Raw genomic sequence first — 21,959 nt, 5'->3', positions numbered from 1 at the left:
AAGCGATTGGCACTTCATAGGAGAGCGAGTCTCTTAAGGCAGTGCGAACAATGCAAGTTGCGCGCTTCGACGTATCGATAGTTTGGTATTGCGAGACACGGCGTTGCAGGGCGGGGCAAGACAGGAGGCGAACACGCTCAGGAGAAGGCTCAGCGTCGTTGAAGACGAAGGGCTTAACTGATAGCGTTATGCCGATTACTTGAAACGATCGCTCGGGCGCGCCCATCTCGACGCGGCGTGCTCGCCCGCAACCCGCCTATGACATAAACCCGTGCATCGGCACCGAGGATAAACCAAGGCAGCGATAGGATTAATTCGTGGATATCGTTTTCGGCGAAAATTCGAGCACGGTAGCAGCGCGCTCATTGCAGGATGCGTTGAAGAACCTGGAGATATCCGGAACTCTTTATTTGGGCTATCCCGTGCTATCAACGGCTGACGCGAAGGTCTTTGTTGATGCGCTGCTTGTGAGCAAGTCACACGGCCTTATCGCTTTTGACCTTTCATCTCACGTTGACCCTCATCCGAGCGACGAGCAAATCGCCGACATTACCGAACGGCAAAATCAGATTTATGCCTCCATTTACAACAAGCTGAATACACATCGAGACCTCCGCAAGGGAAGGAGTTTGGGCGTTACGATAAATGTCCTTACGTTTCATCCTTCGCTAGAGCGGACCATCAAGGAAGACGACGTTGTTATCTGTCCGCCCAATTCCCTTCCGGAGGTGCTACAGGATTTTGATCCAATCGAAGAAGTACTCCTGCGGCCGCTCAATGCGGCAGTTCAACGTGTTTCGACGCTTCGACCACTGAAGCGAAGAGAAAACGTAACCAAGGTTGACTCTCGCGGGGCTATTCTCAAGCGAATTGAGAAGGAAATTGCTAATCTCGACCAATGGCAAAATCGTGGGGCAATTGAATATGCAAATGGTCCACAACGCATTCGTGGGCTAGCCGGATCAGGCAAAACAGTCGTCCTGGCATTGAAGGCGGCCTATTTGCATGCTCGGCATCCTGAGTGGAAAATAGCCGTGACTTTCCAGTCGCGCTCGCTTTACCAGCAGTTTCGAGACCTGATCCGCCGGTTCATGTTCGATCAGATTGAAGATGAGCCCGATTGGTCGAGTCTTCTGGTCATGCACGCGTGGGGCAGTAATCGGGATCAGGGAATTTATTCATCCATATGCAATCTGTACGATGTCGGAGCTATGGATTGGAGAACCGCAGACTCGAAGTACGGAAATCGAGCTTTCGAAGGCGCATGTGACGAGCTCAATGCCGTCATTAACGAGCAAGGCCCGAAGAGGCTATTTGATGCAGTGCTTATCGACGAAGCTCAAGATTTTCCGACCTCTTTCTTCCGTATGATTTACAAGGTCGTTCCGAGCCCACACCGAATCATGTGGGCTTACGACGACCTTCAGAATCTTGGCGATTACGAGATGCGATCTGAGCACGAATTGTTCGGATCGGATTCAGCGGGAAGACCTCTGGTTACACTGCGGAACGAGGCCGATCGGCCAAAGGAAGACATCGTACTTCCGGTTTGCTACAGAAATACGCCGTGGACTCTTGCCACTGCGCACGCGCTTGGCTTTGGTCTTTATCGACCGCAGGGGCTGGTTCAGATGTTCGAAGAGCCCTCGATCTGGCCCAGGATCGGCTACGAAATCGTGAAAGGTCGTTTGCAGCTCGGACAGCCCGTCTCGGTTCGAAGGAGCCCCGAATCTTATCCGAGCTATTTTGTCGAGCTTCTCAACCCTGATGATGCGATCAGGTGCGAGGCGTTCGACAGCGACGCCGCCCAATACGCTGCGTTAGCCGATGCAATATGGACCAATATTCACGAGGACGAGCTAGATGCAACCGACATCCTGGTCGTGCTCCCCAGCGCCTACACCTCTCGCAAGACTGGGGCAAGTGTTATGGCTGCTCTTGCGGCGCGGAAAATCAATGCGCATCTCGTCGGAGTTACGACCAGCAGAGATGAATTGTTTCTTCCGAACTCCGTTGCAGTTACCCACATCTTCCGTGCCAAAGGCAACGAAGCTCCAATGGTCTACATCGTGAATGCTGAGTTCTGCCAACTGGGCTTCGAGCTTAGCCGAAAGCGCAATATTCTGTTCACCGGCATCACTCGCTCCAGATGTTGGGTTCGACTGTTCGGCGTGGGCCCTTTGATGAAGGCGTTGAAGGAGGAAGTTGAGGAGGTTCGCAAGCGCCAATTCGAGTTGGAATTCAAGTATCCCACTGAGGAGGAGTTAAAAAAGCTGGCGCGCGTTCACCGCGATATGACGGACGAAGAGCGAAAAGATTGGGAACGAAAGATTAATAACGCGGAAGAGCTATTTAGGGCAGTGATCGATGGGGATTTACCTATAGAGGCATTGCCGCCGGAGCTTCAGAAGAGTCTCATGGCGATCACTAGACGCGGCGCCGAGTCCAAAGGGACCAAGGCGAAGAAATGAGTGTCGAGGCGCTGTGCAGGCGTATCACCGATTTCGGTTTCCAAATGCTCGCCAATGATTTCGCGCTGGACGCTCGTCAACATAAGATCGAACAGCTCTCGGCAGCACAAAAGACGCTGATGTGGGTCAGAAACCCGCTAAATTCGTTGATGAGCGGAAATCCTGCGAGATTGGCCGACTACCTGACTATTCTGGAGAATCAGGAGTACTCGTATTTGATGCGAGACGGAGGAGTCCTTCAGATATCATATGTATTCAAGGGAATGGAGATCGAGCGCCATCGACTTTGTTACCATCCATGTCCCTTTGCTGTAACGTTTGGCGATATACGCGACTTTGAAGGGGGATTGCTGGAACTTATACAGAATTCCTATATGGATCGGTTAGAAGACAGCGTTCTCATGCGCACGCCCATAAGGTTCGACTTTGCACCTGACCAAACCGCTCCTCATCACCCCGCGTCGCACATTACTTTGAACGATCCTTCCTGTAGAGTGCCAGCCAGGTGTCCACTCGCTTTTGATACCTTCATGAAGTTCATACTTGAGAACTTTTATTCAGACATTTGGGAGCATCCAACGATACGGAACGCACTTGTCTTTCGTCAGGAGCCGGACTGCTTGTCCGCCCACGATAGGACACGCGCGCATCTTCATTGGTCGCACCCCTGATACTGCGTCCTGCGAATTTTTGATCGCGAAATCTTGCATATGCGCCAGAGGTTTCGAGCGAGGGCCGCGATCTATTTAAATGACGCAGAGAGGGCCGCCCAGAGTGGGATAGGCAACCCCAATGGTGCTCGCGCCCTCCAGGGTAAGCAGACCGGAGACGCTGAAGCCGTGGCTAGAATTAAGGAGAAGGCCCTACAGTGCGCCATAGACCTTCAGGGCATCATGAGGGCATGTGCCGCTCAGGCTTCACGAGCATCCGAGCCATCACTGAGGAGCAAACTAAGCAAGGTAGTTAACGCACCGCGTGGGGGCACACGACACCCTACGGCGGTCGCGCGGCTTCTCGGTCGCCTACCAAATGCAGCGGCTTAGTCCGCTTCCACGGCAGCAGAGCGCGAAGCTCGATGCTCGTAGGCACGCCTGCGGCATACGTTCATTTGGCTTGGGAGGACCTAGAGGCCGCAGGGGCACCGGGAAGCTCCTCGTAGGACACAAGCGCAGCAGTATGACCTATCGGCACTACTGAACGGGCCGCGCGCCAATCTGTGAAGGGCCATTGAAAAAGGGACCACGGGCCGAAAATCATGGAGGCGATTTCGGTGCGCTTAGCAGGCCCTTATCCGATCGAGCTCGACACAGCGAAGCGAGACCTGCCTTGAGGCTGGCTTCCGCTCTTTCGAATTTGTCGACGTTGATTCCACGCTGCCTTGTGCTTTCGGTGCTGGCCGAATTGACCGGCTGCAAGTATGGCACAGGCACCGAATTTCCGTGGGGCGCGCTGTCCGGGCTCAAGCGCGCGATTGCGCGCCTCCATGATGTGCCGCGCCTCACCGCAGCAAGCACCCTTGCGCTTGTGCTGCTCGCATTCAAGCGCCACCTCACTCCGTCGCGAACTTGGCGAAGTCGCCGTAAATCCGTGGGGTAGTGAGGGCAGATAAGCCCCCTAGGGAAGATGAGGAGGCAGACATGGATTCCGATCGCCAGCATGCCGTGACCACCAGATTGTTCGAATATGTGAAGAGCCCGTCACTGCGGCACCTGCGAGACCCGAACAGCATTCACAAGCTGGCACGAGAAATCGTGCAGGCGCTGGATGGGGCTAGCTCAATTTGGGGGAAATGGGGCGGACCTCGGGAAGAGGTTGTCAAGGCCGCAGCTCCCTGCTGGGTCCCGATCGAAGATCTCCGGGCGTTTCTGAACGCATTGCCTGGCCCGCCTCTGACGAAAACGGACGTCGAGCAACGACTTCGTGCTATCTGGGAGGGCAAGAGCAAAAGCTAAACTCTAAGGTGCTCGAAAGCCCGTAGATTCTTGGAGTCTCACAGATGGATATCAGGGGCGTTTTCGCCTTTGCTGACAAAGTACTCGATCTTGTTGGGGCTTCGTCGTATTCCGCGCGGGCCTTTATTGGTGGTCTCAATAAGGACTGGCCCCCCTGGGGGTTCGTGCAAAAAGCTTCAGCCCCCGATCGTTGTGAACTCCCAATCGAAAAGTACTGTGAATTCAGCGATTGGAAAAAAGCATGGCAGGAATATCGAGATGATTATGGTGCCAGAGCGTTCTTGATCAGGAATTTAGAGATCAAGAGCATACCCGGAAGAATTATGATAGATTTCGATCAGCCAAGCGAGCAGGTTGTACCCGACATTGGCATATCGCGCGTGATTGGATATCGCGACACGATCGTCGAATGAGGACGCGGATATCGTTGGCCACCAGCTGGACCGAGTTCAAGGCGACCAGAGGACCAAGTCGAAGCCGATCAGGGGCCGCGCATCGTCTACGGATTCTAGGCGCCCAACGCGGTAATCACGCCGATTGAAAGGCTGTGCCGGCGATCTTGACCTCCAACGAGATCGCGACTGTGGGTACCCGCAAAACGTGGGACGAGGCGAAGGAGGTGTGAGATACGCGCCTCGGGAGCCGATCGGTGGACCGCTTGAAGGGCACACGATGCGGGTCAAAGCGGTTACTCTTGTACATCGATGGCAGCGCAGCCGCACGCGCTCGCAAATCAGCACGCGCCGACGGGAGGCGGAAATACGATCGTCCCGATTGGCCTCGGACCGTGCGCGCGCTCGACAATAAACAATCGGGGACCGTCGCTGACCTCCACGTGGTCCTCGTTGATCGGCTCGCTTTCGAGATCCAAATACTGCTCCGGTGCCGGCGTAGGTGTCTCACCGGCATGAAAGAGCCGGCGCGATGCGCAAGCGTATCCTGGGCGATCAGGACATGCACTGTCGCCATAGCAGCAAGTGTCCAATTCGCCAGCTAGCGGGCCGCGGTACTCCTTATGCGGGGAGCCAAATTCACCAGCAGTTGCATGGTCCACGAGTGTGGTCCAAGATCGATCTGACGGTCCATCGTCTGCGGTGAAAAGCCCGTTAGAATCAAACTGTTGGCAGATTTGCCAAGTCTGGCTGGGGAACCTACTTCGCGCACCAGAGATCGATGATCTCTTTGAAAGCATTGCGAAGTCGTGGTTTTAAGTGCTGAAGCCGTTTTGTATCGATTTGTGGCCGGACAGGTTCGTCTATGCGACGGCAGTCCAAATATGTTGCATAGTGTAGTTCTATCTGTAGCGCCTCTGTCGAAGCGTTGTGGTGTTTCCTAATCAGATAGCCTCCTGAGAACGGTTCGTTGCAGACGACCCGAAAGCCTCGTCGTTCGAAGGCATTGACGGCAATGGTCGTTGTCTCTTGGTGACACGATGCACCCCGGAGATCACCGATGCAGATATCGTCGTCAATGGGCCCAAAAAACGAGTGCAGATCTAGAAGCAGAACTCGGTCACAGGATGTTAGCGCGCGTCCAAGAATATTGGATAGCTCCTCATGGTAAGGTGAATGGTACTTGACCAGTCTTCGAAGGAGGCTCTGGGCATCCGGGGCCTCTCGATAAATCGGCGTTCCATCAAACATCGAATCCGAAAAGACGGACTTCCTGAACGAGCCAAAGAGCAATCCTTCCGGATCTCGATTTAGGTCCGTGACGTACCGACTATGTGTAGCCGCAATAGTCGTAACGCCCAACTCCGGTAGAAAATCGTAGACCTGCGGGAGGTACCAGTCCGTGCTTCTTAGCCATGCTCGATGAAGCGGCGTAAATGCACGCGCGATTGATGGCGGCACAAATGTGCCGCTATGCGGCATACTAGCAACGACGGGAACTGTTTTTCCGGGTACGGGTTGTTCGATTCGATACAATTGCTGGGAACATCTGCTCGCTCCTCCAGCGAGTACGTCGGTCATGGGCAGCATACCTCACTATTAGAACATCCGAGCATTGGCTCGCACACCGCCGAGCGAGAACGAACAGACATGTCAGCCATCGAACAGACGTGTCGGTGATGGAGCAGACGAGCCAGGTCTGTCCATTTCACTTTTGCCATTTCGTGCTCAAGATCAGTGTCTTCCGCTTGCGCGAAGCAGCACGCAAAGAGCACGGCGCAGCTTGCGTTGGTAAGAGGTGCGTCAGTCCCGGTTGAGGCATCGGTGCTGCAGTTGCGTTGTCCCCCTCTCGTAAATGACGTTAGCAAACGACGTGCCAGATAGGTAATCGGTGAGTGCGGATGTAGACTGGCGTAGTGTCCCGCCTCGTGCCGGAGTGAGGGGAATGGTAGGATGAAGAGCTTCACAAGAAACCAGCAGTTGGCCAATGCTCTCGTTGCGTTACAGATAGCCAATTGAGGGTGAGATCGCGTGCACGATGTGGGATTTGATCTCTGCGGGAATTGCGCTGATCTTTCGGTCGATGTCATTCATAATTCCGGCCCTGAAGGAGCTTGTCGGATGCGGAGCGATCCGAAATCGCACGGGTTATGGGAGCTGACGGCTCCGGCGCCGCCAGTTACCGGTCCTCTTGTGGGCGATGCAAAAGCCGACGTGGTTGTGATTGGCGGCGGATATACCGGACTCTCCTCGGCCATTCACCTTGCGGAGGGAGGCGCGCGCGTCAGCCTGCTGGAGGCATCCGAAATAGGATTCGGTGCTTCCGGGCGCAATGTCGGGCTGGTTAATGCGGGCATGTGGGTGATGCCCGACCCGCTTGCGGGTACTCTTGGCCCTCCGTTTGGGGAGCGGCTGATCAATCTACTCGATCGTGCACCGCGAGAGGTTTTCGAACTGGTCGAGAAGCACGGCATCGAATGCGAGCTTGAGCGCGCGGGCACCCTGCATTGCGCCGTCGGGCGCAAGGGCTTGCAGGAAATCCAGATGCGGGCCGAACAGTGGCAGAAGCGCGGCGCTCCCGTCGAGGTGCTCAGCGCGGAGGAGACGCGCAGAAAAATCGGCGGCGGCAACTACACCGGCTCGCTGCTCGACAAGCGCGCCGGCACAATACAGCCTTTGGCCTACGCGCGAGGCCTCGCACGCGCCGCGCTTGCCGCGGGAGTGAAGGTCTTCACGCAGAGTGAGATTCTCACAGTCAGCGACACCGGCTCGCGCTGGAGGATCGGCACGGCAAAGGGATCTGTAAATGCTGAGTGGGTGATCGTCGCCACCGACGCTTACGGCAAAGGACCCTGGTCGCAGGTTCGGCAGGAGCAGATCCATCTGCCTTATTTCAATCTTGCCACGCGGCCCTTACCGGACCATCTGAGAACGTCAATCCTGCCCGAACGGCAGGGGGCCTGGGACACAAGGCGGGTCCTTTCCTCGTTTCGCTTCGATCGTTCGGGGCGTCTGGTGTTCGGCAGCGTTGGCGCTCTTGAGCGTTTTGGCGCCTCGGTTCACCGGGCCTGGGCGGTGAGGTCGCTGCGCAGGCTATTTCCGATAGCTCTCGATGTCGAATTCGAAGCCGGCTGGTTCGGGATGATAGGGATGACGTCGGACAATCTGCCGCGCTTTCACAAACTCGACCGCAACGTGATCGCCTTCAGTGGCTACAACGGGCGCGGTATTGCGCCCGGGACTGTTTTCGGCAGTGTGTTGGCGCCCTATGTCCTTGGCGATGTTCAGGAAAAGGATCTGCCGCTTCCGGCCGAGCCGGTTGAAGAGCGACGCTTTCGTGCCGTCCGCGAGGCCCTCTACAGAGCGGGGTCTCAGCTGGTTCACCTCACTGAAGCCCGGCTCTAAGCCGCCGCTACTAATCGGGCCTCCCGAAGTCTCTCAACAAGTCCTTCAGCGCTGCGTCAAGCGGTTCGCGGATCGCTCGCGACGGATGATCAGGGGAACGCGCTGCTCCAACTTCACGCAGCCGAATAGGCCTTCCCCCAGCTGAGAGTTCGCCGCACAAGCTTTCCCCAGCCCAATGCACCAAGCAAATCCGAGGAATCACACCTCACGGGTCGGGCGAAGCCATTTCAGCCGCCTGCCAGAAGAGCTTAGTAACCGTCAAAGCGGCAGCTGCTCATGCTTCGCTTCCGCGAGCTAAGCTGCGGGGCATGCGCGACACGGTCTTCCGATTCTCACGTGGAGTAAGTCGCGGCGAGTTGCAGGAAGTTCATAAGCACCAATTGCCCTTGTTGGGTAAGTATCGATTCCGGGTGGAACTGTACGCCATAGGTCGGTTGATAGCGATGGGCGAGGGCCATGATCTCGCCTTCGCCCGAGTGCGCTGTCACCGTGAGATCGGGCGCGCATGACTCATCGATCTCGACAACGAGAGAATGGTAGCGGCCGACGTTAAGCGGGGACGGGAGATCCTTAAACAGCGCTCGGCCATCATGCGTTACATACGAGGACCGACCGTGCATGGGGCGACGTGCACGCGCCACGCGCCCGCCGAAAACGCTCCCAATGCATTGGTGCCCGAGGCAGATGCCGAGAATCGGGACGCGACCTGAAAGTTCGCGGACGACGGCGGTGGATATCCCGGCCTCCATTGGTGTGCAGGGACCGGGGGAAATCACTACTGCACGCGGCCTGAGGCCAACAAGATCCGTGAGGCTGATTGCATCGTTCCGGATCACTTCCGTTGCTTCACCAAGCTTACGGAAATAGCGAGCAATGTTGAAGACGAATGAGTCGTAGTTGTCGATGATGACAATCAAAATGCACCAGATGTTTTGGCACCAAAAGCGTCAAAGATTCGCCGTGCCTTGGCGAGCGTCTCCTCATATTCAGCTTCCGGATCCGACATCGCCGTTATCCCGCCACCTGCATGAAACACAGCCACGTCGTCGTCGATCGTCACGGTGCGGATCGCAACGTTCGTGTCCATCTGCCCGTTGAAGCCGATGAAGCCGATCGCCCCGCAATAGGCCTCTCGTGCCACACGCTCGATGTCCGCAATGATTTCCATCGATCGCACCTTTGGCGCCCCGGTCACGGAGCCGCCGGGAAAGCAAGCTCTAAGCAGGGTAACGGCGTCTTGGTCGTCTGCAAGTTCGCCCCTAACGATCGATACGAGGTGATGCACTGAGGCATAGGATTCGAGGCCGCACAGCGCTGGAACCTCGACCGAATGCGCAGTGCAAACGCGTGACAGATCGTTGCGCAGGAGGTCAACGATCATAACGTTCTCGGCATGGTCCTTTTCGGACGAAAGAAGGATTTCGGCGCGGCGCTGATCTTCCTTATCATCAGCGGAACGCGCGATCGTGCCCTTGATGGGGCGCGTTTCCACCTCTCGTCCGTCAAGTTTCAGGAATCGTTCCGGCGAGCTCGATGCAATGGTCAGCTTGCCGTAGCGCAGGAGGGCCGCAAAGGGCGCAGGGTTCAATGACCGCAGGCGGCAGTAAAAGGCAAGCGGATCAAATGAGGGCGACAGAGTGGCGCAAAAGCGCTGCGCGATGTTCGCTTGAAGGACGTCTCCAGCCAGAATCAAGTCGATGACGTGCTGTACCGCTTCAATGTAGGCCTTACGGCTGAAGTTCGAATGCCACGCGGGAGCCCGGCCAGGGGCGTTGTTCCGCGGCGATTTTGGGCTGGAAAGGAGCGCTGCAAACTCATCGGCGCGACGACGTGCACGCTCGTTCCGATGTGCAGGATCCTGCTCCGGCCATCCGGTGGAAACGATCCAGCACCTGTCATGACGGTGGTCGAAGCTGACGACCACGTCGTAAAAATGCAGGATGGATTGGGGCAAACCCTGACCGGGAATTGCCGGCGCCGGCAATCGCTCCAATGTCCTGTTCAGATCGTAGGCAAAAAAGCCGGCCACACCTCCCTGGAATGGCGGCACATCGGGGCGATGCTCTGCTCGGTGCTTGGCGAGAAGGCAGCGAAGAACGCCCAATGGATCGCCCTCGATAGCCTCTCCGTTGCAACTCGCCCGTCCGTCCGTGACCATATAGGTGCTGAACGGATCGCAGGTCAGATAGGAGTAGCGCCCGAGCAACTCATGCCTTGCTGCGCTGTCGAGAAACGTAAGGTGCGGTCGATGCGCGAGACGTCGCATTGCTATGACAGGCTCAATCCACTGCAGTTCGCGGACGTGCATCTGACTGTCAATGACTGACGACTGGCGTAGTGTGAGACGCGCTGCGATTGGATCCACCGGAGCGACGGCGACGATCGTCCGGGACCTGCAAGCTCTTGAGACGGATTGTCAGCTTAACCCCCGCCAGTGGAACCGGATGCGACCAGTGCCTAGCTTGTCGCTGCGTTTGAGGTGAAACGCGCATCCGTGGATACATTGTAGTCGGCCGCAAACCGCAGCTCCCGGAGCGGTCGCACCCGCCTAATCGATTCCTGGTACAGATCATGCGCTTTGTAGGCTGCGAGTTCCGTCTCGTTGTCGAACTCACCATAGACCACGACGTCGATATCGTTGCCGAGCTGGTCGCTCTTGCGGTTGCGAGCAACCTCGAGCCGGCGCGCATGTGGGATTGTGGTGAGTACCGATAGGCCTTCGATGATCTGGTCGATATGGGCCTTATCCTTGGCGGTGAACAAGACGATGTGACGAATCATGGATGGCCTAAAGGAGTGATATCGCAAGAGGAGCGCATAACTATCTTGGGAGCGCGCCCGCCGCAATGGCCGCAGCCGCAAGCCGCGGCGCGCCGCAAGACGGTGGTTTGATATCCCTCCGATAGCCTGCGGTCTGCAATGGAACTCGCCAGACCTCATTCGCCTCAGGACGCGAGAAGGGCAAGGCGTTCAATCGTTTGAATGTGACGCGCGAGCAGGCTACAGGCTTGATCGACGTCGCGCGCTCGCAGGGCTTTCAGAATCAGGCGATGATCCTGATAGAGGCGCGCTCGCCAGCCGTGGGTTCGCGCCATCGCGAACACCAATCGAGAATTTGCAAGCTGTAGTTCGTCGAGACTTGCGAGCAAACGCGGCATTGCGCAAGGCGCCACCAGGGCGTGGTGAAAGGCGCGGTTGGCTACCTCAAAACCCTGAATTGTCTGAGCATTGTCTCCTTCAATCAGGGCGAGCTCGATGCGTGCCAAATGGTGAGAGGTGAGCGTTGGCGCCGCATTGCGCAACGCGACCACTTCAAGCGCGGCGCGCATCTCGGCGATCTCCTTCACTGAATTGGTGTCGAGCGGTGCAACCCGCACACTGCGACGGGGCTGAGCTACGACAAGATGTTGGGCCTCCAGTTGCCGAAATGCCTCGCGCACCGGGACGTGGCTTGAATTGAACTCCCGCGCGATATGATTCTGCCGGAGTGGGGCGTCCGGCTGCAGCTCGCCGCTGATGATGCGCTCACCAATTGATGCCGCAATGCGTCCCCGCGGTCGTCGTGTTCTCGTCAGTGATCATAGATTATCTATCAGAAAGACGGATGCGTCCGCATACGACGTAGGCTAGCATCGCTGAGTCAATGATGTCGTAGATAATGTTCAGCATTATCTATGATCAGTCGGGATGGGAAGTACCTCAAATGCTTGCGGCTGTGGCAATGGAACGAAACGACGGCAGTAACCGCGGGCCGATCCGCAGTTATTGGGAACGTGCCGAGGCCGAAGCTCTCTATGGCCTGCCGTTTGCCGACCTGATGTTTCAGGCGCAGAGCGTTCATCGCGACAATTTCGATCCAAACCACGTCGAAACGGCAAGTTTGCTCAGCATCAAGAGCGACGGCTGTCCGGAAGACTGCGGCTACTGCTCGCAGAGCGTGCATTATGATACTGGCCGAAAGGCCACCCGTCTGATGGATCGCGCCGATATGGTCGCCAGCGCGCAAGCCGCCAAGGACGCCGGCGCGACCCGCTTCTGCATGGCAGCTAGCCGGCCCAGTCCAAAAGACCGCGATCTCGATTCCGACTGCGACATGGTCGGCGCGGTCAAGGATCTCGGCATGGAAATCTGCGTCACGCTCGGCATGCTGACACGTAGGCAAGCGATGCGGCTCGCCGAGGCCGGGCTCGACTTCTACAACCATAACATCGACACCTCGCCCGAGTTCTACGGCAAAATCACCAGCACTCGCACCTTGCAGGATCGCATCGACACGCTTGCACATGTGCGCGATGCCGGCATCAGGCTGTGCAGTGGCGGCATTGTCGGAATGGGCGAGCGCGTGGAGGACCGGCTCGGCATGCTCGTGCTGCTCGCAAATCTCCGCCCGCATCCGGAAAGCGTACCGATCAACCTATGGAATGAGGTCAAGGGCGTGCCGGTCAATGAAATCGCGGAGCGTCCTGATCCGATCGCGATTGCGCGCCTGATCGCGACGGCCCGGATCATGACGCCGAAGAGCGTGGTGCGGTTGTCAGCCGGGCGGCAGTGTATGACCGATGAACTGCAGGTGCTGTCCTTTTTGGTCGGCGCGAATTCGATCTTCATCGGCGATGTGCGTTGACCACCAGAAACCCACAAGCTGACCGGGACGCCAATTCGCTGAACCGACTCGGGATCACGTCCGCACCTTGCCTGCGAAAGCAACCAGCAGCGATCACCCGTGTGGAAATTCCAGTGTAGGTGAGAAATGCTGATTACGTTGATGAAGGGAAAAATCCACCGGGCGTCGGTGACTGAAGCCGATCTGCACTATGACGGCTCGATATCGATTGATCGTTCGCTGCCGGACGCGGAAGGATTTTTGACCAACGAACGCGTCGAAATCTACAACATCGAAACTGGAGCGCGGTTTGCCACCTATGTGATTGAGGCGCCCAGGGGTCGGGCACGATAGGTCTGAATGGTGCGGCTGCGCGACTGGCGATGACCGGAGACAAAATCATCATCGTTGCATATGCCTGCTTTGAAGGGGCGGAAGCAAGAACCTTCGAGCCGCGCGTTGTGCTGCTAGATCGAGAAAGTCGCATCTTACCCGGTTGAAAACGTTAAGGCCGATGTTGGCGCCTTCTGTTCTTTGGGCGGCCGTTGGAATTTTTGCGCGATAGATGGCGACCGACCTGGGAGTGAACGATGAGCTCGACCCATACAGCCAAAGTGACCGATTATGTCGCGGCCTTGCGCGACCTAAAAGAAGACGACCGGCTGCGCGGCCTCAAGCCGCGCGAAGGGATCGATTTTTCGTCCATCGATTATCTTGCGCTCGCGAGCGCGCCGCCTATGAAAATGGCCGTCGTGACCGCGCTCGAAGCCGGCACACCGGTCGGAGCCGGCGGGTCGCGGCTCCTGCGTGGCAATTGCGAGGAGCACGAAAGTCTCGAAGCAGAAGCAGCAAAGTTCTTTGGGGCGGAGACGGCGCTTTTCTTTGGTGGCGGTTATGTTGCGAATTTTGCCGTCCTGACAACGCTGCCGCAGCGGGGGATCTACTCCCTCTCGATTCTCTCGTGCACGCGAGTATTCATGAAGGCGCGCGAGCAGGCCGGGCCGATTTTCGCATAAGTGCCCACAATGATCCTGAGTCGGTCGAAAGCACAATTCGTGACTGGCGGGACCAGGGCGGAACGGGCCGCGCCTGGATCGTGGTCGAAAGTCTCTACAGCATGGATGGCGATTTCGCGCCACTCGAAGACCTCGTCGCGATCGCGGAGCGCTACGATGCGTTCCTGGTCGTGGATGAGGCCCATGCCACCGGCGTTTACGGCAAGCAGGGACGGGGGCTCACCGCGCCCTATGAGGGACGCGAAAATCTCTTGGTCGTTCACACCTGCGGCAAAGCGCTGGGTGCTGCCGGCGCGCTTGTCACTGCCTCCGGCGTGCTGCGCGACTTCATGGTCAATCGCTGTCGGCCGTTTATCTTCGCGACCGCGCCCTCACCATTCATAGCCGTCGCCGTCCGTGAGGCGCTCTTGATCCTGCAGGAGGAAGGCGAGCGTCAGCAACGCCTGGCCAACCTGGTTGCGTTCACGCATCGGGAGATGGGTGTGCGCGGTTGGCGAAGTCCATCGAACTCGCAGATTGTGCCCTATGTCGTCGGCAACAACGCGTGGGCAATGCGGCTTGCGTCCGCACTGCAAGCTCGCGGCTTTGATATCCGCGGAATCCGGCCACCAACCGTGCCAGTGCGCACGGCCCGCTTGCGGATTTCACTGACACTCAATGTCGGGGAGGACGACGTGCGTGCAATGCTCGATGCTCTATTCGAGGAGACGAGAGGTGAAGCTCGATGAGGCAGCGGATCGTGGTGGCTGGTAAAGATACCGGGTTCGGAAGAACGGCTCTATCTGCGGGGCTCGCCGATCTCCTCGGCGCGAACTGTTGGACGTCGATTGGGCCCGGCCTCTATGGAGAAGCCGATAATGGACGCGTCGCACAATTGGGGAACCTTCCAGTCGACCGCATCGTGACGGAGCTTAATCGTCTTCGAATGTCTACTTCGCTCCATCATTCCTCGGAAATCGACGGAGTTCGCAGCGATACGGCTGTCGCTCGATGTGCAGGATACCGGGGAGGAGCGGCTCGTGTGGAGACGGGTTGCCGGCGGACGGGGCCGTCGCTCACGGGTCGCGTTGATCTGCGCGGCCTTATGGGTTGGTGAACAGTTTTCGGAGCGGTAGTGCAGCATCATTTCGAGAGCGCCAAAATAGTGAGCTCAGTAATAGTGAGCTCAGTGCACCAAACGCGCGTTCTTGGCCAGATTCCGTACAAAACGTTCTGTTCTGTAGCGATTGAGATGCACCTTTGCCGAGCGTGAGCATGTTTGTCCGATGCGCACAATATTTCTGTACAGGCAACAATCTCAACCTGTCACAACGCATGCAATGCAACTCATGCGAGGGGTACAATGGTCTGGGCCGCAACGTTCTACGATTCGACTTATCAGTTAGCAGCCGATGGACATGCTTTAGGTCAAGAGTGATGTAGGGAACGACGGTGATTGGTCTCTCGCGAAGCAATTTAGCGGCCACTGTTGAGATGGAACGATCTGGAAAGCCGTTCTGAAATGGTGAACAACCTTTGCTCGGTTCGGCGGTAGGTCACGTTGAGCCGATCGCAGACTACCGATCTCCCCAAGACCAAGGCGGTCCTCTCGATGGTACCCATTTACGAATTTCACTAACACTCAAATCGCTAAGTTGAATTGAATTTGGAGGATGACGTGCGTGCAATGCTCGATACGCTGATCGAGGAGAGAAGAGGTGAAGGTCGATGATTCAGCGGATTGTGGTAACTGGTACAGACACCGGGATCGGAAAAACGGTTTTTTCCGCGGGGCTCGCCAACCTTCTCGACGCAAACTATTGGAAACCGATCCAGGCCGGCCTCGAAGGAGAGACAGATAGCCAGGTCGTCGCACGGCTGAGCGGCCTCTCATCGGACCGCATCTTGCCGGAGCTTTACCGTTTTCGAACGCCTGCGTCGCCTCATCATTCCGCGGAAATCGACGAAGTTCGTATTGATGCGGATTCGCTCGATGTGCCGAACGCCGGCGGGCGGCCGCTCGTCATCGAAGGCGCTGGCGGGCTGATGGTGCCGCTGAGTGGCGGCACACTTTACATTGACGTCTTCGAACGATGGCGGCTTCCAGTCGTGCTCTGCGCAAGCACCGCATTGGGAACGATCAATCACTCGCTGCTGTCGATAGAGGCTCTGCGAAAGCGCCAGATCGATATTCTTGGAGTTGCTTTTGTCGGCGAAAGAAGTTCGGAGGCTGAGAGCGCAGTTTGCGAGATCGGGCGGGTACGTTGGTTGGGACGGTTGCCGCGGCTCACTCCTTTGACGCCGGACGCGCTGCAGTCCGCGTTCAAAGCCTCATTCCGCCGAGATGATTTCAAGCCATGATGCCAAAGATGGGGTCGCCGATCTGGCATCCGTTCACGCAGCATGCGCTTCAAGACGAGATGACAAGGATTGTGCGCGGCGATGGGGCCCATCTCCATACAGCAGATGGGCGCCGCATCATCGACGTAATCTCATCCTGGTGGATCGTGACTCATGGTCATTGCCATCCCCAGATCGTCAGCGCGATTCAGGAACAGGCGGGTAAGCTCAACCAGATTATCTTTGCCGGGTACACCCATGATCCAGCCGAGGAGGTTGCGGCAGCACTTTTGAAACTCGCGCCCCGTGGCCTTGACCATGTCTTCTTCTCCGACAGCGGCGCAGGCGGTGTGGAAGTCGCCTTAAAAATTGCGCTCGGCTATTGGCACAACATCGGCAAACAGCGAATACGCATTGTCGTGATGCAACATTCCTATCACGGTGATACGATTGGGGTGATGTCGGTTGGCGCCCGAGGCGTATTCAACGCGGCGTACGGACCCCTGCTGTTCGACGTTACCTCAGTAGTCGTCCGTTCTTTAATCGCGGGCACGGTATCAACCCCGATAGACAAAAATGGTTCATGCGATGCGCATCTCTGCCTGGAATTCGGTGCCATCGGTCCAGATCGCATGGAGGACGACAGCCATTTTGCGAGCGACGGCAACCTTGGCCTTATTGGCGCCGATGCGTTTGGCCAGCTTGCTGCCCTAGCGCTTGAGCGCAGAACCTCGGCTGACAACGGTCAGCAGGATGTTCGCGGCCTCGAACAAATAAGTTCGCATCTGGTGGTTGCCGCGCTTGGAGATGCGGCCAGTGCGATCCATCTCACCGGACTGATAACGAGGCGCCCACGTCGGCGTAATGTTTGAAGCGAGTGGGGTCGTCGATGGTAACGACGAAGGACAGGGCAGTCAGGGGACCGATATCGGGAACGGTCATCATTCGCCGAACAGTTTGGTCGCCTTTTGCCACTGCCATCAGTTGTCGATCGAACTTCTCAATTTGCTCAGTCAAACAGGACTGGGCAAGGAGCAGCGGTGCGAAAATATCTTGTAAATCCGGTGCTTCAGCAAGCACGGCGTCGACTTTGCAAGCCAGGTTGGTCGAGCCGGCCTTGCCGAGTACTATTCCCGACCCCTTGCACAGACCGCGCATTTGGTTGTCAATATCTCGCCGCAGATTCACCAGCTTGGTTCGAGCCGCCTAGCATCGAACGGGTTTTCCAGCTCTCCGCCCCCTTCACGGCGGCTTCCCGGTACCATCCCATGCGCGCCATTTCGGCCAACCCTTTGGCATCGTTCTGGTCCGACTTGTTGAAACGCATTGATAACGCTGCGTTGGCATGACACGCATCAAGGCAAATCACCGGAAAGGCCAGCGCCCTGAGTTGGTGCCAAAGCCAATTGGATAGCGAGCCCGTCTCAAAAACGATCCGCTCAGCATTGCCGGCATGACGCCGCAAGAGTTTAGCGATGGCCCCAGGATTGGTCGCACGCAACCTTCGAGTGTCACGCCGCAGTTTGGTCCAAAAACGCAAATGCTGGTTTCTTCCATAGAGATGTCCAGACCAACGTACTGCTTCATAGCGCTGCTCCTTTCGATAATCGACTGAGGTCGATCCTACCGATCCTCGTGTCCTCAAGAAGGCCTCAGCCGCGATTACGCTATGTGAAGAATGCAGATGAGCCTGATAGATAGGCAGAAGTTGTCTCGCTAAAGGATTCGATTTTACCGAAAAGCTGGGTGTTGGGCTGCGGTTTCTTGCGTTTTTGGATTTTGCTTTCGAGCGATTTGTGATTCCCTGACGGCGGGTCATCGGCATTGGGGACAGCGATGAGCAAACCGTGTGATGATCGCCAGAAAGACCTGTTGCTTCCGGCGCTTGATCAAATCATCGACATGGGCCACCCGCTGGTGCGGTTGGCGGGGTTGATCGACTGGAAGTTTCTGGATGACCGCTTTGGTTCGGTGTGCCAAATCGGTCCGGGGCAACCTGGCCTGCCGCCGCGGCTTGTTGCCGGCCTGTTCATCCTGAAGCATATGCACAATCTCTCGGATGAGGTGCTGTGTGCCCGCTGGATCGGCCCTATTATCAACACTTCTGCGGCGAGTTGAGCTTCTGCCACCGGCTGCCTTTCGATCGATCGTCGATGACGCGCTGGCGCCAGCGGCTCGGCGAGAAGCAACTCGTCGCGCTGATCCAGGAAAGTCTGTCGGTGGCACACAAGACTGGCGCCATTGGTCCCAACGACCTGGAGCGGGTGGCGGTCGATACCACGGTGCAGCCCAAGGCCGTTGTGCATCCGACCGACGCACGGCTGATGCACAGGGCCATCACCAAGTTCGTCGGGTTCGCCAAGCGCAACCGTGTGCCGCTGCGCCAGAGCTATCTGCGCCTGGCGAAGCGCGCCGCCATCATGGTCGGCCGCTGCACGGCAATCCCTTCGACGGCCACACGCTCGGCCCCGTGGTCGCCGACATGGCGAAGCTCACCGGCGTGGAGGCTCGCCGCATCCGTGTCGACAAAGGGTACCGCGGCCACAACCACCCGAACCGGCTCAGGGTCTGGATCTCGGGTCAGGTCCGTCGCGTCACGGCTTCCATCCGGCGCGAGATGAATCGTCGTGCGGCTGTCGAGCCCGTCATCGGTCACGTCAAGGCCGAGCACCGCATGGACCGCAACTATCTCAAAGGCTGCGTCGGCGACCGTATCAACGCCGTCCTCGCCGCGGCCGGCTACAACTTGTATGGGGTTGTCTCCTGTCAAGAGCTCTTAGCAATTCTTCTCCCTGCCCCGAGGGTGCAGTTGTGTGCGTCAAGTTCAGCAAATTGATCGGTGGGGGCCGGCGAAGCCAATCCCCTCGGAGCCGCCGTCGCTCGCTTACCCAAGCGCAGCGCTGGCGAGCGACGGCGGCAGAGAGGGGGGCCATCCCCTTGGTGGGCCTGAGCATGGTCAGGCGGCTGGGCCTAACCACGAACTCCATGGCATGGCGACTGGGAGACACATTCCGAGGGAGCTTGCATATCCGGCGGGCATCGCGCCGCGTACTTGTATGCGGTCGAACGCAATCTTCGACCATGATGCAGCAATGCGCATCTCAAGCGAAGCTGGGACGGCGGGCCCATTCTTCGGCGAGGTCATATGGACCAAGTTGTAGCGCGGGTCACCGCCGCCTCGGAGTAGCAGGGGAATCGCATGTGCGCGCGTGCAAGTAGTTGCCAAATCGGAGGAAAGGGATTCTGAAGGTAGCTCCTGATCTGGAGGGAGCGGCCGATGGAGCGATTTGCCGAATGCTTTTCCGAGTTGCCGGACCCGCGGGCCGACAACGCGCTGCATGACCTGACCGAGATTTTGTTCATCGCGCTGATGGCGACGCTGTGCGGGGCAACGAGTTGCACCGACATGGCGCTGTTTGCCCGGATGAAGGCCTACCTTTGGCAGGATGTGCTGGTGCTCAGGAACGGCCTGCCGAGCCACGACACGTTCAGCCGGGTGTTCCGGATGCTCGACCCGAAGGCGTTTGAGACGGCGTTTCGGCGCTTCATGACGGCCTTTGCCCAGGGCGCCAAAATCAAGCGGCCGCGGGGGGTGATCGCGCTCGACGGCAAAGCGTTGCGACGCGGCTACGAACGCGGCAGGAGCCACATGCCGCCGGTGATGGTGACCGCCTGGGCGGCGCAGACGCGCATGGCGCTTGCCAACGTGCTGGCGCCGAACAACAACGAAGCCGACGGTGCCTTGCAGTTGCTTGAGCTCCTGCAGCTCAAGGGCTGCGTGGTCACGGCCGATGCCCTGCATTGCCACCGCGCGATGGCCAAAGCGATCGTGGCACGGGGCGGTGACTACGTGCTGGCGGTAAAGGCGAACCAGCCCGCTCTGTTGGAGGATGCCAAAGCCGCAATCCGCGCCGTCAAACGCAAGGGTAAGACTTCGCTCACCGCCACCGATGCGGACCATGGACGCGCCGACAAGCGTGTTGCTCTCGTTGCGCCGGCTCCCGGCATGGCCAAAAAGCACGACTTCCCGGGCCTCAAAGCTGTCGCCCGCATCACCAGCAAGCGTGGCCAGGACGACACGGTCGAGCGCTACTTCCTGATGAGCCGTCCCTACAGCCGCAAAGACGTCCTGCGTATCGTCCGCGCTCATTGGGGCATCGAAAATAACCTGCACTGGCCGCTCGACGTCACCCTCGACGAGGACCTCGCCCGCAACCGCAAGGACAACGGGCCGGTCAACCTGGCCGTGCTCAGGCGCCTGGCCCTCAACGTCGCCCAAGCCCACCCGGACACGACAGTCTCCCTGCGCGGCAAGCTCAAGCGCGCCGGATGGAACGATGCGTTCCTCTTCGAACTCCTCGGTCACATGCGATAGCCCTGCTCGGAGTAGCAGGGTTCAACGGTTGCATCGCCAAGCCCCAATTGAGGTGTCTCGTCTCGCGTTCATGCTACCGGGCGTAACTTGATCCCGACAGGTATTTCCCCTGTCGTCGTCAGGCGCCAGAACGCAATGAGCAATTTACGCGCCAGCGCCACGATCATGGTTTTGCGCGTGCCGCCGCGCGCGTCGGCCGCGCGAGTGCGGAACCATTGGGCTAATGCGCTGTCCTTTTGGAAAAGGAGAAAACGCCAGGCCAGCTGGATCATCCCACGCCGTACCCGGGCATTGCCAGCGCGTGCAAGGCCTTTCTCCCGTCTTCGCTTGCCGCTCTCATCGGGAGCGCCGGTGAGGCCCGCGTAACGCGCGACCGCTCTGCGATCTCTCAATTGCCGGGAGAGGATCTCATGCACGAGCATGTCCGCTGTTTCGATTCCAACGCCAACAATCCGCGTCAGCAATTTGACCATCGCGTTCGCTCCGCTCTCGGAAACCTGCAAACGCTGTAATCGAGCCGCCTCGATCTCCCTGATCTGCTCCCTGACGAGGCGAAGGCGGACCATGTCCCGGCGCATCTCGGCGACAGTGTTGGGCGGCAGAGGTACCCCTTCCGGCGTCCGCAGCGTCTCGAGCCGCTTTGACGCATGACGCAGCGTCGGCTTGAAATTGCGAATACCCAGGCGAATGAGACATGCCTTCATTCGATTGACAATGCTGGTTTGTTGGCTGACAAGGTTCTCACGCTCGCGGTTCGGACGCCGGGCGTCCTCTTCATCGAGACTTGGGATTGCTGCCATTTGGCAATGGTTCGGCTCGCCGCGTAGCCAACCGAGGAGAGCACGCTTCAAATGCTCGGTGTCGAGCCGATCGGTTTTAGCCCGCCGGTGCTCGCGGGGGACGGCGACGCTTGTTGAATGGATAACGAAGGCCTCGACGCCACGAGCCCGCAGCCAGCGCGCCAGCCAAAAACCATCGCGACCGGCCTCAAAGGCGACCGCTATGCGTGTGATCGCGTGCCCAAACTTTGCCGCCTCCTCGCGCCAGCGGTGTAGCAACCGGAGCAGCGCATCTTCGTCGGCGCCAAGCTTCTTCAACGGATGACGATCCAGCCCGGGGACGATTCCGGCGACAAGCCAGCTTGAGAGGCTCATCTCAATGACCGCGATCAACGTACTATTATGCTCCAGGACCGTGGAAGACCGGCCGAGATCGTTTGCCTTTTGCATGGGGTGCTCCATTGCTCATGACCAGCCTCAATACTCTCACGCCTGTGCCGGTCACCCCATAGTATCTTCGGCCCGCTCCTGCGATGGCTCGCAGTACTCTTGCGTGCCATCATCCGGGCCTTCGCCGAAACTGTCCCGTTGATCTGAGGCCGGCAAACTGGACCGTTTTTGGCTAGAGTTTTTCGCACCGATTCCCT

General features: G+C 58.1%; 17 protein-coding genes and 6 pseudogenes. 14 read left to right on the top strand and 9 right to left on the bottom strand.

Annotated elements, in window-relative coordinates; genetic code table 11:
* The first annotated feature begins 317 nt into the window (after nucleotides 1-317).
* From ACFFWD_RS03350 to ACFFWD_RS03330, 5 genes are all read left to right on the top strand, one after another.
* Nucleotides 318-2,471, top strand: coding sequence for a DEAD/DEAH box helicase (locus ACFFWD_RS03350; protein ID WP_376961424.1), 2,154 nt, complete (start codon nucleotides 318-320; stop codon nucleotides 2,469-2,471).
* On the top strand, nucleotides 2,468-3,142 hold the full coding sequence (locus ACFFWD_RS03345) for a DUF2290 domain-containing protein (RefSeq protein WP_376961422.1): 675 nt from the start codon (nucleotides 2,468-2,470) through the stop codon (nucleotides 3,140-3,142). The genes ACFFWD_RS03350 and ACFFWD_RS03345 overlap by 4 nt, the downstream gene beginning before the upstream one ends.
* Nucleotides 3,143-3,797: 655 nt before the next feature.
* Entirely contained in the window at nucleotides 3,798-4,067 is a 270-nt protein-coding gene (locus ACFFWD_RS03340) for a hypothetical protein (RefSeq protein ID WP_376961420.1), read from the top strand.
* Between the two features lie 41 nt (nucleotides 4,068-4,108).
* Nucleotides 4,109-4,423: a hypothetical protein gene (locus ACFFWD_RS03335; RefSeq protein ID WP_376961418.1), complete on the top strand. Its 315-nt coding sequence runs from the start codon at nucleotides 4,109-4,111 to the stop codon at nucleotides 4,421-4,423.
* Nucleotides 4,424-4,467: 44 nt separating this feature from the next.
* Nucleotides 4,468-4,836 (top strand): hypothetical protein, encoded by a 369-nt coding sequence (locus ACFFWD_RS03330; RefSeq protein WP_376961416.1) that lies wholly within the window; start codon nucleotides 4,468-4,470, stop codon nucleotides 4,834-4,836.
* Between the two features lie 738 nt (nucleotides 4,837-5,574).
* Here the strand turns inward: ACFFWD_RS03330 and ACFFWD_RS03325 are convergent.
* The gene (locus ACFFWD_RS03325; RefSeq protein ID WP_376961414.1) at nucleotides 5,575-6,396 is read right to left on the bottom strand and encodes an N-formylglutamate amidohydrolase; all 822 of its coding nucleotides are present in this window, start codon (nucleotides 6,394-6,396) and stop codon (nucleotides 5,575-5,577) included.
* A 540-nt stretch (nucleotides 6,397-6,936) separates the two neighbouring features.
* Between ACFFWD_RS03325 and ACFFWD_RS03320 the strand changes: the two genes are divergently transcribed.
* Nucleotides 6,937-8,220: an NAD(P)/FAD-dependent oxidoreductase gene (locus ACFFWD_RS03320; protein ID WP_376961412.1), complete on the top strand. Its 1,284-nt coding sequence runs from the start codon at nucleotides 6,937-6,939 to the stop codon at nucleotides 8,218-8,220.
* Nucleotides 8,221-8,552: 332 nt separating this feature from the next.
* Here the strand turns inward: ACFFWD_RS03320 and ACFFWD_RS03315 are convergent, their stop codons facing one another.
* From ACFFWD_RS03315 to ACFFWD_RS03300, 4 genes and pseudogenes are all read right to left on the bottom strand, one after another.
* Nucleotides 8,553-9,137, bottom strand: coding sequence for an anthranilate synthase component II (locus ACFFWD_RS03315; protein ID WP_376961410.1), 585 nt, complete (start codon nucleotides 9,135-9,137; stop codon nucleotides 8,553-8,555).
* Nucleotides 9,134-10,528 (bottom strand): aminodeoxychorismate synthase component I, encoded by a 1,395-nt coding sequence (gene pabB / locus ACFFWD_RS03310; protein WP_376961408.1) that lies wholly within the window; start codon nucleotides 10,526-10,528, stop codon nucleotides 9,134-9,136. Before pabB ends, ACFFWD_RS03315 begins: the two co-directional genes overlap by 4 nt.
* A gap of 149 nt (nucleotides 10,529-10,677) precedes the next feature.
* A complete protein-coding gene (locus ACFFWD_RS03305; RefSeq protein ID WP_376961406.1) occupies nucleotides 10,678-11,001 on the bottom strand; it encodes a Dabb family protein in 324 nt (107 codons plus the stop codon).
* 164 nt (nucleotides 11,002-11,165) lie between these two features.
* Nucleotides 11,166-11,802: pseudogene (locus tag ACFFWD_RS03300) on the bottom strand (GntR family transcriptional regulator).
* A 121-nt stretch (nucleotides 11,803-11,923) separates the two neighbouring features.
* Here ACFFWD_RS03300 and bioB point away from each other — a divergent pair.
* The 6 genes and pseudogenes from bioB to ACFFWD_RS03270 form a co-directional block, all read left to right on the top strand.
* Nucleotides 11,924-12,963: pseudogene (gene bioB, locus ACFFWD_RS03295) on the top strand (biotin synthase BioB).
* Between the two features lie 7 nt (nucleotides 12,964-12,970).
* Nucleotides 12,971-13,323, top strand: a pseudogene (gene panD, locus ACFFWD_RS03290) (aspartate 1-decarboxylase).
* Between the two features lie 90 nt (nucleotides 13,324-13,413).
* Nucleotides 13,414-14,567: pseudogene (locus tag ACFFWD_RS03285) on the top strand (8-amino-7-oxononanoate synthase).
* Nucleotides 14,564-14,935 (top strand): AAA family ATPase, encoded by a 372-nt coding sequence (locus ACFFWD_RS03280; protein ID WP_376961404.1) that lies wholly within the window; start codon nucleotides 14,564-14,566, stop codon nucleotides 14,933-14,935. The pseudogene ACFFWD_RS03285 and the gene ACFFWD_RS03280 overlap by 4 nt, the downstream one beginning before the upstream one ends.
* Before the next feature lie 611 nt (nucleotides 14,936-15,546).
* Entirely contained in the window at nucleotides 15,547-16,179 is a 633-nt protein-coding gene (gene bioD, locus ACFFWD_RS03275) for a dethiobiotin synthase (RefSeq protein WP_376961402.1), read from the top strand.
* Nucleotides 16,179-16,685, top strand: a pseudogene (locus tag ACFFWD_RS03270) (aminotransferase class III-fold pyridoxal phosphate-dependent enzyme); the annotation flags it as partial. The gene bioD and the pseudogene ACFFWD_RS03270, both read left to right, overlap by 1 nt.
* Nucleotides 16,686-16,868: 183 nt before the next feature.
* Here ACFFWD_RS03270 and ACFFWD_RS03265 read toward each other — a convergent pair.
* From ACFFWD_RS03265 to ACFFWD_RS03255, 3 genes are read right to left on the bottom strand one after another with little or no spacing between them, the layout of a single operon-like run.
* Nucleotides 16,869-16,985: a transposase gene (locus ACFFWD_RS03265; protein WP_376961532.1), complete on the bottom strand. Its 117-nt coding sequence runs from the start codon at nucleotides 16,983-16,985 to the stop codon at nucleotides 16,869-16,871.
* 1 nt (nucleotide 16,986) lies between these two features.
* Nucleotides 16,987-17,346, bottom strand: coding sequence for a transposase (locus ACFFWD_RS03260; protein ID WP_376961401.1), 360 nt, complete (start codon nucleotides 17,344-17,346; stop codon nucleotides 16,987-16,989).
* Nucleotides 17,324-17,983, bottom strand: coding sequence for a hypothetical protein (locus ACFFWD_RS03255; RefSeq protein ID WP_376961399.1), 660 nt, complete (start codon nucleotides 17,981-17,983; stop codon nucleotides 17,324-17,326). The genes ACFFWD_RS03260 and ACFFWD_RS03255 overlap by 23 nt, the downstream gene beginning before the upstream one ends.
* Nucleotides 17,984-17,994: 11 nt before the next feature.
* On the opposite strand from ACFFWD_RS03255, the pseudogene ACFFWD_RS03250 reads away from it, so the two are divergent.
* Nucleotides 17,995-18,994: pseudogene (locus ACFFWD_RS03250) on the top strand (transposase).
* Between the two features lie 441 nt (nucleotides 18,995-19,435).
* Nucleotides 19,436-20,533 carry an ISAs1 family transposase gene (locus tag ACFFWD_RS03245; protein WP_376961397.1) on the top strand — a complete coding sequence of 366 codons (1,098 nt, stop codon included), beginning with the start codon at nucleotides 19,436-19,438 and terminating at the stop codon, nucleotides 20,531-20,533.
* 68 nt (nucleotides 20,534-20,601) lie between these two features.
* Here ACFFWD_RS03245 and ACFFWD_RS03240 read toward each other — a convergent pair whose 3' ends face one another.
* Nucleotides 20,602-21,762 (bottom strand): IS110 family RNA-guided transposase, encoded by a 1,161-nt coding sequence (locus ACFFWD_RS03240; protein ID WP_376961395.1) that lies wholly within the window; start codon nucleotides 21,760-21,762, stop codon nucleotides 20,602-20,604.
* Nucleotides 21,763-21,959: the final 197 nt, after the last annotated feature.

It is taken from the genome of Bradyrhizobium erythrophlei, assembly GCF_042430365.1.
Lineage (GTDB): Bacteria > Pseudomonadota > Alphaproteobacteria > Rhizobiales > Xanthobacteraceae > Bradyrhizobium > Bradyrhizobium erythrophlei.
Note: the sequence above shows the minus strand (reverse complement) of the source record. Positions and strands in the feature narration are given on the sequence as shown.

Excerpts from the sequence above, each read along its gene's own strand:
- ACFFWD_RS03345 (WP_376961422.1), top strand. The coding sequence starts at position 2,468 with ATGAGTGTCGAGGCGCTGTGCAGGCGTATCACCGATTTCGGTTTCCAA.
- ACFFWD_RS03335 (WP_376961418.1), top strand. The coding sequence starts at position 4,109 with ATGGATTCCGATCGCCAGCATGCCGTGACCACCAGATTGTTCGAATAT.
- ACFFWD_RS03330 (WP_376961416.1), top strand. The coding sequence starts at position 4,468 with ATGGATATCAGGGGCGTTTTCGCCTTTGCTGACAAAGTACTCGATCTT.
- ACFFWD_RS03325 (WP_376961414.1), bottom strand. The coding sequence starts at position 6,396 with ATGACCGACGTACTCGCTGGAGGAGCGAGCAGATGTTCCCAGCAATTG.
- ACFFWD_RS03320 (WP_376961412.1), top strand. The coding sequence starts at position 6,937 with ATGCGGAGCGATCCGAAATCGCACGGGTTATGGGAGCTGACGGCTCCG.
- pabB (WP_376961408.1), bottom strand. The coding sequence starts at position 10,528 with ATGCACGTCCGCGAACTGCAGTGGATTGAGCCTGTCATAGCAATGCGA.
- ACFFWD_RS03305 (WP_376961406.1), bottom strand. The coding sequence starts at position 11,001 with ATGATTCGTCACATCGTCTTGTTCACCGCCAAGGATAAGGCCCATATC.
- ACFFWD_RS03280 (WP_376961404.1), top strand. The coding sequence starts at position 14,564 with ATGAGGCAGCGGATCGTGGTGGCTGGTAAAGATACCGGGTTCGGAAGA.
- bioD (WP_376961402.1), top strand. The coding sequence starts at position 15,547 with ATGATTCAGCGGATTGTGGTAACTGGTACAGACACCGGGATCGGAAAA.
- ACFFWD_RS03265 (WP_376961532.1), bottom strand. The coding sequence starts at position 16,985 with ATGGATCGCACTGGCCGCATCTCCAAGCGCGGCAACCACCAGATGCGA.
- ACFFWD_RS03255 (WP_376961399.1), bottom strand. The coding sequence starts at position 17,983 with ATGCCGATGACCCGCCGTCAGGGAATCACAAATCGCTCGAAAGCAAAA.
- ACFFWD_RS03245 (WP_376961397.1), top strand. The coding sequence starts at position 19,436 with ATGGAGCGATTTGCCGAATGCTTTTCCGAGTTGCCGGACCCGCGGGCC.
- ACFFWD_RS03240 (WP_376961395.1), bottom strand. The coding sequence starts at position 21,762 with ATGCAAAAGGCAAACGATCTCGGCCGGTCTTCCACGGTCCTGGAGCAT.